The organism is Herpetosiphonaceae bacterium, from assembly GCA_036374795.1.
GTDB lineage: Bacteria > Chloroflexota > Chloroflexia > Chloroflexales > Kallotenuaceae > LB3-1.
Genome location: DASUTC010000332.1, coordinates 1 through 12,584, shown reverse-complemented (window position 1 = coordinate 12,584; position 12,584 = coordinate 1). Strand labels below are relative to the sequence as shown.

The following is a 12,584-nucleotide window of genomic DNA, read 5'->3' as shown; positions in this document are numbered from 1 at the left end:
TCGAGCTGGGAGCTACTTCGCGAGCTGTCCGCGCAGCGCGCCAGCCGGGAATTCGGCGTTGTGGACGTTGACGTAGTACAGCTCAGGATTCATGATGATCGCCAGGATCAGATCGCGATCGACGGTAGCACAGCCGCTGGAGACGCCGCTCGTCGGCGCTGCAAGAGGCACGACGACCGGGCCGGCGACATCCGCCCCGCCGACATGGATATGCGCCGCACGCGCCGGAGCAATACCGGTAACAGTCAGCTCATAGCAGATCTCTCCCTGGCCGGGATTGAGCGTGAGCGTTGCCGTTCCGCTGCCGTCAGGATCGCCCGGCCCCGGCACCTCAGCCGCGCCGGTCAGCGTTGTCGAAAAAGGCCGTCCGCCGTCATCGGCCAGCACGCTGCCAAAGAGCATCAGCGCGAACGCAGCCGCCAGCACAAACCACATCTTCGCAACCTTCCGCATGGGAACCTCCTCGTACCGCACAATTCATCCGACGAGCACACAAGCAGCGTGGATCTGCTCTTACTCTTCTCATACGAAGCAAACAGTGTAGATGAATCTATCGTATCCGTTTCCAGCCCGGATCGTTGCACAACCCATCGCCGCCGATACGTGGGACCAACGGATCGCGTCGAGGCTGCGAATCGAGGTTGACATCCTTAACAAAGCTGTGGTACAGTGTCGCCAAGCTAAAAGCTGGATGTTTAACGATATGAACAAGTTCGCGCACAGCTCGATTATTATTCTAGTCCTTCTAGTCCTGGTCCTGATTACCAAGGACAATTTAGCGTGCGGAAGGCACTAGCGCGAACAGAACCAAGGCAACGTTCAAACCCTTCCGCAGAGCGCGGAAGGGTTTTTTAGTACCCGGCAGGCAATGTCGCACCGCCGATAACAGAACCAGAGTCGCACCAACAGCCGCACTCCTCTGCGCCTGTTGTCCACAATGCCGCGGACGGCTCTTCCCAAACACCCGCGCCACGACGGCGCACCGACCACAGCGCTGATGCTTTGATGTCGATCGTTCAGCAGCCTGCACCTGAGGCATGGCTTTGGCTGGCGCTATCAATCGCCCTTTGACCCACGGCAGGCCGCCGGGGGAGGAACTATGCGGTCGGACACGATCAAACGCGGCTTTGAGCGCGCCCCTCATCGCTCACTCTTACGCGCAACCGGCGCAATCCGCGACGAGCAGGATTTTGGCAAGCCGTTTATTGCGGTCTGTAACTCGTACATCGATATTATTCCGGGGCATGTGCATCTGCAAGAGTTCGGGCGCATCGTCAAGGAGGCGATCCGCGCGGCGGGCGGCGTGCCGTTCGAGTTCAACACGATCGGCGTGGACGACGGCATCGTGATGGGCCATGAGGGCATGCGCTACTCGCTGCCGTCGCGCGAGCTGATCGCCGACTCGGTCGAGACGGTGGTCGCAGCGCACTGCTTCGACGGCCTGATCTGCATTCCCAACTGCGACAAGATCGTGCCCGGCATGCTGATGGGCGCGGCTCGCGTCAACATCCCGACGATCTTCGTGTCGGGCGGGCCGATGAAAGCGGGTGTCGACTCGACCGGCCAGAAGGTCGATCTGATCAGTGTCTTCGAGGGCGTGGGCGCGTATGCCAGCGGCAAGATCGACGACCAGCGGCTGCTCGATCTGGAGCGCAACGGCTGCCCCACCTGCGGCTCGTGCTCCGGCATGTTCACCGCCAACAGCATGAACTGCCTGTGCGAGGCGCTCGGCGTGGCGCTGCCCGGCAACGGCACGATCCTCGCGGTCAGCCCTGAGCGTCGCGATCTGGCGCAGCGCGCGGCGCGGCAACTGATGGAGCTGATCAAGGCGCAGATCACCTTTCGCGCGATCGTCACGCCTGCGGCGATCGATAACGCGGTGGCGCTGGATGTGGCGATGGGCGGCAGCACCAACACGGTGCTGCATGTGCTGGCGCTGGCCCGTGAGGCCGACGTAGACTATCCCGTGGCGCGCTTCAACGAGGTAGCCGAGCGCGTGCCGCATCTGGCGAAGGTCAGCCCCGCGTGGGACGGCGATCGGCAGTGGCATATCGAGGATGTACACCTGGCGGGCGGTATTCCCGCGATCTTGAAAGAGCTTGCGCACAAGCCCGACGCGCTGGCGCTTGACGCGCTGACGGTTACGGGCCGCACGCTGGGCGAGAACCTCGAAGTCGCGCGCAACGCCAACCCCGAATGTATCCGCCCGATCGAGCAGCCGCACTCGGCGCGCGGCGGCCTGTGCGTGCTCTTCGGCAATCTCGCGCCTGCGGGAGCGGTGGTCAAGGTCGGCGCGGTCGATCAGCATCAGATGACCTTTCGCGGCCCCGCGCGCTGCTTCGACAGCGAAGAGATTGCCACCAACGCCGCGATCAACGGCGGTATTCAGCCCGGCGACGTGGTGATCGTGCGCTACGAGGGGCCGCGCGGCGGTCCCGGCATGCGCGAGATGCTGGCGCTGACCAGCATGATCAAGGGCATGCCCGCGCTCAGCTCGACGGTCGCGCTGATCACCGATGGCCGCTTTTCGGGCGGCACGCGCGGCCTGTGCATCGGGCATGCCTCCCCTGAAGCTGCCGAGGGCGGCCCGCTGGCGCTGCTGCGCGACGGCGACATGATCACGATCGACCTGCCCGCGCGCTCAATGATCGTCGAGCTAGGCGACGATGAGCTGGCGGCACGGCGAGCGGACTGGCAGGCTCCCGCGCGCAAGTACGCCCGTGGCTGGCTGGCCCGCTACACCCAGATGGTGACGAACGCAAGCAATGGCGCTGTGTTGGAGGTCTGAAGAACTAAGAGAAAACAGAGAACAACGGAGTTCTCCGAATCTGTTCTTTGTGCATTCCCAATGTTCTTTGTTCTCTGTTCTTAGGAGCAATACCATGTCAGAAACACGAACCGGCGCCCAGATTATGTGCGAGGCGCTCATCCGCGAGGGTGTGGAGATTATGTTCGGCTATCCCGGCGGCGCGATTATGCCCTTCTATCATGCGCTGCCGGAGTATCCCGAACTGAAGCACGTGCTGGTGCGGCATGAGCAGGCGGCGGGCCATGCCGCCGAGGGCTACGCCCGCGCATCGGGTAAGGTCGGCGTGTGCGTGGCGACCAGCGGCCCCGGCGCGACCAATCTGGTGACGGCGCTGGCCGATGCGATGATGGACAGCGTGCCGATCGTGGCGATCACCGGCCAGGTGGCCGCGCAGTTCATCGGCAAGGATGCCTTTCAGGAGACTGATGTCACCGGCATTACGCAGCCGATCACCAAGCATAACTACCTCGTCACCGAGATCGACGATCTGGCGGCGGTCTTCAAAGAGGCGTTTCATATCGCGCGGACGGGGCGGCCCGGCCCGGTGCTGATCGATGTGGCGAAGAACGCGCAGCAGGCCCGCACCACGCCGCGCTGGCCCGAAAGCGTCTCGCTGCCCGGCTACAGGCCGACCTACGAGGGCAATCGCCGCCAGGTTCGCGAGGCGATCAAGCTGATCGGCGCGGCGCAGAAGCCGCTGATCCTGGCCGGACGCGGCGTGCAACTCTCAGGCGCGTTCGCCGAGCTGCGCGAGCTGGCCGAGCGCACGGGCATGCCGGTGATCACGACGCTGCTCGGCATCGGCTGTTTCCCCGAAGATCATCCGCTGGCGCTGGGCATGCCCGGTATGCACGGCTGGGTCCACAACAATCGCGCGATTCAGGAGTGCGATCTGATCCTCAACATCGGCAGCCGCTTCGACGACCGCGTCACCGGCAAGACCTCGTCGTTCGCGCCGCACGCCAAGATCATCCACATCGACATCGATCCTTCGGAGATTGGCAAGAATATTCGTGCAGATGTGCCGATCGTGGGCGACGCGCAACTGGTGCTGCGGACGATGCTCGAAGAGCTGCCGCCGCGCGAGTGTACCGCCTGGGTCCGCCATATCCATGCGATCCGCGACGAGCACCTGCACCGGCAGCAGTACCACCGCCCCGATACGCAGATGTTCATGCCGCACGATGTCTTCGCCACCTTTACCGAGATCGTCAACCAGCGCGGCGCGTACCGCGTCTGCACCGACGTGGGCCAGCATCAGATGTGGGCGGCGCAGTTGATCGACTGGCTCCATCCGCACACGCAGATCACGAGCGGCGGCCTCGGCACGATGGGCTTTGCGCTTCCGGCGGCGATCGGCGCGCAGATGGCGCAGCCCGGCGAGACGGTCTGGGTTATCGCCGGAGACGGCGGCTTCCAGATGAATATGCAGGAGTTGGCGACGGTGGTGCAGGAGGGCCTGCCGGTCAAGATTGCGATCATCAACAACGGCTACCTCGGCATGGTGCGCCAGTGGCAGGAGCTGTTCCACGATCGGCGCTACTCGGCCACGCCGATGTGGAGCCCCGACTTCATCAAAGTTGCCGAGGCGTACGGCATTCCCGGCGTGCGCGTCACGCACCAGTCGCAGGTCGCCGACGCGATCAACGCGGCCTACGATACGCCCGGCCCGCTGCTGATCGAGTTCCAGGTCGAGCGCGAGGTCAACGTGTATCCGATGGTCGCTCCCGGCGCGTCGATCGGCGAGATGATCACCGAGTCGCCGATGGTTGAGGTGTAGGGCCGCGCATCGCGAAGGCCGGGGGTGTGTGAGTGTCCCCCGCCAGTTCTTCTCCTCTCCACACGGGGTGGCAGGAAGAACAAAGAATAGAGAACACAGGGCCGGGCACGGAGCACCAAGAACCAAGAACCAAGAACCGAGAAACTGACCTTTGGCTCTTGGTTCACTCAGGAGCAGCTATGAAACATACACTTGTCGCACTGATGCAAGATCATCCCGGCGTTCTGAACCGGGTGGCAAGTCTCTTCCGGCGGCGCGGCTTCAACATCGAGAGCCTGACCGTCGGCCATACCGAAACGTCCGGCGTCTCGCGCATGACGATCGTCGTGGACGGCAGCCAGACCAGCGTGGAGCAGGTGATCAAGCAGCTCTACCGCCTGATCGAGGTGCTCAAGGTCAGCGATGTCACCGCCGACCCGAATGTCGCCCGCGAGCTGGTGCTGCTCAAGGTCCACGCGCCGCCCAGCCGTCGCGCCGAGCTGAACAGCCTGGCCGATGTCTTCGGCGCCAAGATCGTCGATGTCGCGCACGACTCGCTGATCTTCGAGCTGAGCGCCGGAGCGGACAAAGTGGAGTCGTTCATCGAGCTGGTGCGTCCGTTCGGCATCCGTGAGATGGTCCGCACCGGGCGGGTGGCGATGGTGCGGGGCGGCGGCGCGCATGGCGCTGAGGCGTACGTTCGGGCGGCGTAGGGGACGAAGGAACAAAGGAACAAGAGAACAAGAGAACAAAGGGGAGAACCGAGAACCGAGAACCAAAGCTCCCCCTCGCCTGCCGCAGCGGGAGAGGGCGGGCGCCCTCTGGGCCCGGTGAGGGCCTCACCTCGAAACTTGAAACTCGATAAGGAGTACAGCGATGAACGCCAATACAAAGACGAACGACGATCGCAAACAGCCGACCACCACGAGCACGACGCGCCGCGACGACGATCAGTTTTGGACCGATTGGTGGCGCGAGTACGCCGAGACGTGGAAGTAAGCGCATCGCGCACAGCGGGGCGGTGAGCATCCGCCGATCGTTTCCTCCACGCTGAGGCTAGAAAAAGGAGCCAGTCATGGCAAAAATGTATTACGACAACGACGCCGATCTCGGCCTGATCAAGGATACGCCGATCGCGATCATCGGCTTCGGCAGCCAGGGCCATGCCCACGCGCTGAATCTCCGCGACAACGGCTGCAATGTGCGCGTCGGACTCTACAGCGGCTCGAAAAGCTGGGCCAAGGCGGAGGCCGCCGGTCTGCGCGTGCGGAGCGTCGACGAGGCGACGGCAGAGGCGGAGATTATTATGATCCTGACGCCGGACATCGGCCAGGCGCAGATCTACCGCGACTCGATCGCGCCGCATCTGACCACGGGCAAGCTGCTGATGTTCGCGCACGGCTTTGCGATCCGCTACGGCCAGATCCAGCCGCCCGCCGATGTGGATGTGGCGATGGTCGCGCCGAAAGCGCCGGGGCATCGCGTGCGCGAGGTCTTCGAGCACGGCGGCGGCACGCCGGCGCTGGTCGCGGTGCAGCAGGATGCGTCGGGGCAGGCGCGCGAAAAGGCGCTGGCCTACGCCAAGGGCCTGGGCTGCACGCGGGCCGGGGTGATCGAGACGACGTTTACCGAGGAAACCGAAACCGATCTCTTCGGCGAGCAGGCGGTGCTCTGCGGCGGCGTGTCGGCGCTGGTCAAAGCCGGATTCGAGACGCTGGTCGAGGCGGGCTACCAGCCTGAGGTCGCGTACTTCGAGTGCATGCACGAGCTGAAGCTGATCGTCGATCTCTTCTACCAGGGCGGCCTCAACTACATGCGCTACTCGGTCAGCGATACCGCAGAGTACGGCGACTACCACGCGGGGCCGCGTATCGTCACGGAGCAGACTAAGGCGGCGATGCGCGAGCTGCTGGCCGATATTCAGAGCGGCGCGTTCGCCGAGGAGTGGATCGAGGAAAACTACCAGGGCCGTGCCAACTTCAACCGCATGCGCGCCGCCGATGGCGACCACCCGATCGAGCGAGTTGGGCGCGAGCTGCGCCGGATGATGCCGTTCGTCAATCCGAAAGAGGTCACGCCCGGCGCTGGTGGGGCGTAGCGGAGAACAAAGAACAGAGAACAAAGAGCAAAGGATATGGATTCGAGGGCTGTATTGTGGCGAAGAATTACACCTATCGCAACTTGATCGTGTGGCAGCGGGCGCAACAACTGGCCTTTCAGATCATCCAGCTTGTGCAGCAAGTTCCCCAAAGCTGGGCAAATGCTGTAGTGGTACGGCAGATCGTTAGCTCAGCCACATCGATCGGCGCGAACATCGCTGAAGGCCACGGACGGTATGTACCTGGGGCATACCGCAACTATCTTTCGATCGCGCGTGGCTCAACGGCGGAAACCGACAGTTGGCTCGATCTGCTGCGGCGATCAGGTTGGATAACAGCCGAAGAGGAAGCTGCACTGCATGCTGAATGTTTGGAGATTATGGCGATCTTGACCAGCAAAATGCTTGATCTGGATCGTATAAAGCGTGAGTCCGACACCCAGGTGCGAGAAGAGCTCGTGCCTTATGCGGCTCCTGGCGTAGACGATCAGCCGATCTTCCCATTTATGGATGCGGATTATCAGGTCGAGCCATGAACGTTGTGTTGTTCGTCGTTCTCCTTTGTTCTTTGTTCCGTTGTTCATTTGTTCTACATAAGGAGTCGTCATGGAGGATCACGTTAAGATCTTCGACACCACATTGCGCGACGGCGAGCAATCGCCGGGCGCGACGATGACCGCCGCCGAGAAGCTGGAGATCGCGGGGCAGCTTGCGCGGCTGGGTGTCGACATCATCGAGGCCGGATTTCCCGCCGCCTCAACCGGCGACTGGGAGGCGGTCCACACCATCGCCAGGAACGTGGGCACGCCCGACGGCCCGGTGATCGCGGGTCTGGCCCGCGCCAACCGCAAGGACATCGAGCGCTGCTGGAGCGCCGTCAAAGCCGCCGCGAAGCCTCGGATTCATACCTTTCTCGCCACCTCAGACATCCACCTTGAGCACAAGTTGCGCATGAGCCGCGAGCAGGTGCTCCAGACCGTCCGCGAGATGGTCGGCTATGCCCGCTCGCTGTGCGCTGATGTCGAGTTCTCGCCTGAGGACGCGGGCCGCAGCGATCCTACATTTCTCCACGCGGTGCTGGCAGTGGCGATCGAGGCGGGCGCGACCACCCTCAACATCCCCGATACGGTCGGCTACCTGACGCCCGACGAGTACGGCGCGCTGATCCGGGGCATCCGCGAGCACGTGCCGGGCGTGGACGGCGTGACGATCTCGACGCACTGCCACGACGACCTGGGCTTTGCCGTCGCGAACAGCCTGGCGGGCGTCAACAACGGCGCGCGGCAGGTCGAGTGTACGATCAACGGCATCGGCGAGCGCGCGGGCAACGCGGCGCTGGAAGAGATCGTGATGGCGCTGCATACCCGGCGGCAGTTCTACGGCGTCGGCACGCGCATCGACACGACGCAGATCGCGCGTACCAGCCGTATGGTCAGCGCGATCACCGGCCTGACGGTCCAGCCCAACAAGGCGATCATCGGCGCGAACGCATTCTCACACGAGTCGGGCATTCACCAGGACGGCATGCTCAAGAACCACCTGACCTACGAGATCATGCGGCCTGAGACGATCGGCAGAGACTCGACGCTGGTGCTGGGCAAGCTCTCAGGACGACACGCCTTCCGCAAGCATCTTGAGCGCCTGGGCTACAGCCTGAACGATCAGGAGTTGCAGCTCGCCTTCGCCCGCTTCAAAGACCTGGCCGACAAAAAGAAGTTCGTCGACGACCGCGACATCGTGGCGCTGCTCGACGATCAGTTGCACCAGCCGCCGCCGATCTGGCACCTGGAGCACGTACAGGTCGCGTGCGGCACCCAGGCGATCCCCACCGCGACCGTGCGGCTGCGCGGACCTGACGGCGAGATCCGTACCGACTCGGGCCAGGGCACCGGGCCGATCGATGCGGTCTATCGTGCGATCAATCGGGTAGTCGGCCAGGCCAACGTGCTGACCGAGTTCTCGATTCAGGCGATCACCGAGGGCATCGACGCGGTTGGAAACGTTACGATTCGAATCGAGGAGGCAACGACCCATGGCAACGCTCATCATCACAGCGGCGAGCCTGATCGCGATGAGCCTGATGCGCGCAGGCCAACGTACAGCGGCCACGGTGTTCATACCGACATCATCGTCGCGGCGGCGCATGCGTACATGGGCGCGCTGAATAAGCTGATCGCCGCCCGTCAGGAGCGCATGCGCGCCAGAGCCACAAGCTACGCCCACACCAACACGCCCGCCTACGCCGTCGATCTTTTTGGCAACTCAACACTCGGACGCGACGCATGACCACGCTAGCCTATCTTGGACCGCCTAGCACCTGGAGCGAGGCAGCCGCGCTGCTGCACGCCGGTCCAGGCGCTACCCTGCTGCCGATGGGCAGCATCCCGGCTGTTGTCTCGGCGGTAGAAACCGCTGTGGCCGAGCAGGGCGTGCTGCCTGTGGAAAACTCGCTCGAAGGCGCGGTCGGCACGACGCTCGACCTGCTGATTCACGAGACTGACCTGCCGATTGTGGCCGAGGTGGTCGTGCCGGTGCAGCATATGCTGCTCGCCAGGCCGGAGACATCGCTCGCCGACATTCAGGTCATTCGCTCGCATCCTCAGGCGCTGGCGCAGTGCCGCCGCTTTATCGAGCGCGTGCTGCCGAAGGCGACGATGGCGGCTACGCTCAGCACCACGGCGGCGGTCGAGGAGATTCTGAGCGAGGAGCATAGCGCCGCGATCGGCACGCCGCGCGCCGCAGAGCTGTACCCGGTGCAGATCCTGGCGCGCAATATCCAGGATAAGCAGATCAACGAGACACGCTTTCTGGTCATCGCGCCCACGCAGGTGCCGCCGACCGGCAATGATAAGACCTCGATCTGCTTCGCGGTGCGACAGAACCGGCCCGGCTCGCTGCTCGACGTGCTTCAGGTCTTTGCCGCGCACAGCATCAACCTGACCAAGCTTGAGTCGCGTCCGGCGCGCGAGCGCCTGGGCCAGTACATCTTTCTGTGCGACCTTGAGGGCCACCGCGAGCAGCCGCACATCGCCGACGCGCTCGAACGAGTCTCGATGCTCACCGAGGGCTTCAAGGTCTTTGGCTCGTATCCGGTCTGGCGGGGCTAGAGAAGGGGCACCCGGTGGGCGCACAAAGAACAAAGGGCTGCGCGCCAAGGGCCTGGAACGTGAAACTTGAAACGTAGAACGTGAAACTCGGAACTCGGAACTTTGAACTCCCCTGGAGTTTCTATGACGATACAGATCTATGATACAACGCTCCGTGACGGCACCCAGCGCGAGGGCATGTCGCTCTCGGTTGAGGATAAGCTCAAGATCGCGCGTGAGCTGGATGCCTTCGGTATTCCGCTGATCGAAGGGGGCTGGCCCGGCTCCAATCCCAAAGATGCCGAGTTCTTCCGCCGGGCGCGCGACGAGCAGTGGCGGCAGGCGACGATCTGCGCGTTCGGCTCGACGCGCCGCGCTCACGCAGCGGTGGCCGACGATCCCAACATCCGGGCGCTGCTGGAGGCCGAAACCGCGATCTGCACGATCGTCGGCAAATCGTGGACGCTGCACGTCACCGAGGTGCTTGAGACGACGCTGGACGAGAACCTGCGCATGATCGCCGAGAGCGTGGCCTATCTCCGCTCGCAGGGGCGGCGCGTGCTGTACGACGCCGAGCACTTCTTCGACGGCTACCGGGCCGATCCGGCGTATGCGCTGGCGACGCTGCGGGCGGCGGCTGAGGCCGGAGCCGAGTGTGTGATCCTCTGCGATACCAACGGCGGCTCGCTGCCCGGCTGGGTCGGCCAGGTGGTGCGTGAGGTCAAAGCGACGCTTCAGAACAAAGAACAAAGAACAGAGAACAGAGACTCAGAAGATTGTTCTTTGTTCTCTGTTCTCTGTTCTCCCCAAATAGGCATTCACACCCACAACGACGGCGAGCTGGCGGTCGCGAACTCGCTGGCGGGGATCGAGGCGGGCGCGACGCATGTGCAGGGCACGATCAACGGCTACGGCGAGCGCTGCGGCAACGCCAATCTGATCCCGATCATCGCCAACTTGCAGCTCAAGCTGGGATTGGCCGTGGTGGACGAGGCGCATCTGGGGCGGCTGATGGAGCTATCGCGCTATGTGGCCGCTGTGGCTAATCTCAGCCCCGACGAGCACGCCGCGTATGTCGGGCGCAGCGCCTTTGCCCACAAGGGCGGCATCCACGTCGCCGCCGTCGCCAAGGTCGAGCACAGCTACCAGCATATCGATCCGCGTCTGGTGGGCAACCAGCGCCGCGTGGTCGTCTCGGAGCTGTCGGGACGCGGCAATGTGCGCATGCGCGCCGAGGAGCTTGGTCTCAAGCTCAACGGCAACGAGCAGGAGGTGCTGCACAGGATCAAGCAGCAGGAGAGCCTGGGCTTTCAGTACGAGGCCGCTGAAGGCTCGTTCGAGCTGCTGGTCCGTCGCGCCGATCCGGCCTATCGACCGCCGTTCGAGCTGCTGGATGCGATGGTCGTCGTCGAGCAGCGCCACGGCAGGCCGATGCTGTCGGAGGCGATGGTCAAGATCCGCGTGGACGATGAGATCGTGCATACCGCCGCCGAGGGCAACGGCCCGGTTCACGCGCTCGACTGTGCGATGCGCAAGGCGCTCGTGCCGTTCTACCCTGAGCTGGCGGCGATCCATCTGGTCGACTACAAGGTGCGCATTCTGGATGAGCACGCGGCGACCGCTGCGGTCACGCGGGTGCTGATCGAGGCCGCGCGCGGCGACGAGCGCTGGTCGACGGTCGGCTGCTCGGCCAATATCATCGAGGCGAGCTGGCAGGCGCTCACCGACTCGCTGGAGCTGCCGCTGCTGCGGTCACAAGATGCGCAACGCGGGATCGTGGTGTATGATGGGTGATACATCCACCTGGGCCTGCGCGCGATTCATGGCGCAGACCCGTTCAGCATCCGGCTACATGTATCACACCAAGGAGCACTTCCCATGCCCATGACGCCAACGAAGTTTGTCTGGTTCAACGGTGAGCTAGTCGAATGGCAGCACGCGACGGTCCACATCATGGCGCACGCGATCCACTACGGGTCCAGTATTTTTGAGGGCATTCGGGCCTATGCCACGCCGCTAGGCCCCGCGATCTTCCGCCTGCCGCCGCACATCGAGCGCTTCTACGATTCGGCGCGCATCTACCGCATGCCGATCGGCTACACGCCTGAGCAGTTGTCGGCGGCCTGTCACGAGGTGATTCGCGCCAACGGATTGAAGAGCGCCTATCTGCGGCCTTTCGCGTTCCGTGGCTTCGGGGAGATCAGCCCCGCGCCCAAAGAAACGCCCGTCGAGGTGGCGGTTGCGGCCATCGCCTGGGATCGCTTCCTGGGCGATGACGGCATGGAGCGCGGGATCGACGTGTGCGTGTCGAGCTGGAACCGGCCAGCGCCCAACACGCTGCCGACGATGGCGAAGGCTGGCGGCAACTATCTGTCGTCGCAGTTGATCGTGATGGAGGCGCAGAACAACGGCTACGTCGAAGGCATCGCGCTCGACAGCAACGGCACCCTGAGCGAAGGCTCTGCCGAGAACCTGTTTCTGATCCGCAACGGCATGCTCTTCACGCCGCCGCTGACCGCCTCGCTGCTGCCGGGCATCACCCGCGACACGGTGATCACCATCGCGCGCGAGCTGGGCTATGAGGTGCGCGAGCAGGCAATTCTGCGCGAGGCGCTGTATGTCGCGGACGAGCTATTCTTCACCGGCACCGCCGCCGAGGTATCGCCGATCCGCTCAGTCGACGGCATTCCGGTCAAGGCCGGTGGTCGCGGGCCGATCACCGCGCAGATCCAAAAGGTCTTCTTCGGCCTGTTCGACGGCTCGACCGAGGATCGGCACGGCTGGCTCGACTATGTAACGAGGTAATCGATCGAATCGTGATGGGGGGAGAAA

The 12,584-nt window shown here is 63.8% G+C and carries 11 protein-coding genes; 10 read left to right on the top strand and 1 reads right to left on the bottom strand.

The window, feature by feature from the left end; all coding sequences use genetic code 11:
• Nucleotides 1-12: 12 nt before the first annotated feature.
• Complete coding sequence (locus tag VFZ66_25490) at nt 13-453, bottom strand: CHRD domain-containing protein (protein ID HEX6292564.1); 441 nt, start codon at nt 451-453, stop codon at nt 13-15.
• A gap of 646 nt (nt 454-1,099) precedes the next feature.
• Between VFZ66_25490 and ilvD the strand changes: the two genes are divergently transcribed.
• The 10 genes from ilvD to VFZ66_25440 all read left to right on the top strand — a co-directional run bounded on the left by ilvD (nt 1,100) and on the right by VFZ66_25440 (nt 12,557).
• On the top strand, nt 1,100-2,788 hold the full coding sequence (ilvD, locus tag VFZ66_25485; protein HEX6292563.1) for a dihydroxy-acid dehydratase: 1,689 nt from the start codon (nt 1,100-1,102) through the stop codon (nt 2,786-2,788).
• A gap of 94 nt (nt 2,789-2,882) precedes the next feature.
• Nucleotides 2,883-4,589, top strand: a complete 1,707-nt coding sequence (gene ilvB, locus VFZ66_25480) for a biosynthetic-type acetolactate synthase large subunit (protein ID HEX6292562.1) — start codon at nt 2,883-2,885, stop codon at nt 4,587-4,589.
• A gap of 179 nt (nt 4,590-4,768) precedes the next feature.
• A complete protein-coding gene (ilvN, locus tag VFZ66_25475) occupies nt 4,769-5,281 on the top strand; it encodes an acetolactate synthase small subunit (protein HEX6292561.1) in 513 nt (170 codons plus the stop codon).
• Nucleotides 5,282-5,444: 163 nt separating this feature from the next.
• Nucleotides 5,445-5,567, top strand: a complete 123-nt coding sequence (locus tag VFZ66_25470; GenBank protein HEX6292560.1) for a hypothetical protein — start codon at nt 5,445-5,447, stop codon at nt 5,565-5,567.
• A 76-nt stretch (nt 5,568-5,643) separates the two neighbouring features.
• Nucleotides 5,644-6,666, top strand: coding sequence for a ketol-acid reductoisomerase (gene ilvC, locus VFZ66_25465; protein HEX6292559.1), 1,023 nt, complete (start codon nt 5,644-5,646; stop codon nt 6,664-6,666).
• 56 nt (nt 6,667-6,722) lie between these two features.
• Entirely contained in the window at nt 6,723-7,202 is a 480-nt protein-coding gene (locus tag VFZ66_25460) for a four helix bundle protein (protein ID HEX6292558.1), read from the top strand.
• A gap of 70 nt (nt 7,203-7,272) precedes the next feature.
• Nucleotides 7,273-8,952, top strand: a complete 1,680-nt coding sequence (locus tag VFZ66_25455) for a 2-isopropylmalate synthase (protein HEX6292557.1) — start codon at nt 7,273-7,275, stop codon at nt 8,950-8,952.
• Nucleotides 8,949-9,773, top strand: coding sequence for a prephenate dehydratase (gene pheA / locus VFZ66_25450; protein HEX6292556.1), 825 nt, complete (start codon nt 8,949-8,951; stop codon nt 9,771-9,773). Before VFZ66_25455 ends, pheA begins: the two co-directional genes overlap by 4 nt.
• 123 nt (nt 9,774-9,896) lie before the next feature.
• A complete protein-coding gene (gene cimA, locus VFZ66_25445; protein ID HEX6292555.1) occupies nt 9,897-11,546 on the top strand; it encodes a citramalate synthase in 1,650 nt (549 codons plus the stop codon).
• Between the two features lie 84 nt (nt 11,547-11,630).
• A complete protein-coding gene (locus tag VFZ66_25440; GenBank protein HEX6292554.1) occupies nt 11,631-12,557 on the top strand; it encodes a branched-chain amino acid transaminase in 927 nt (308 codons plus the stop codon).
• Nucleotides 12,558-12,584: the final 27 nt, after the last annotated feature.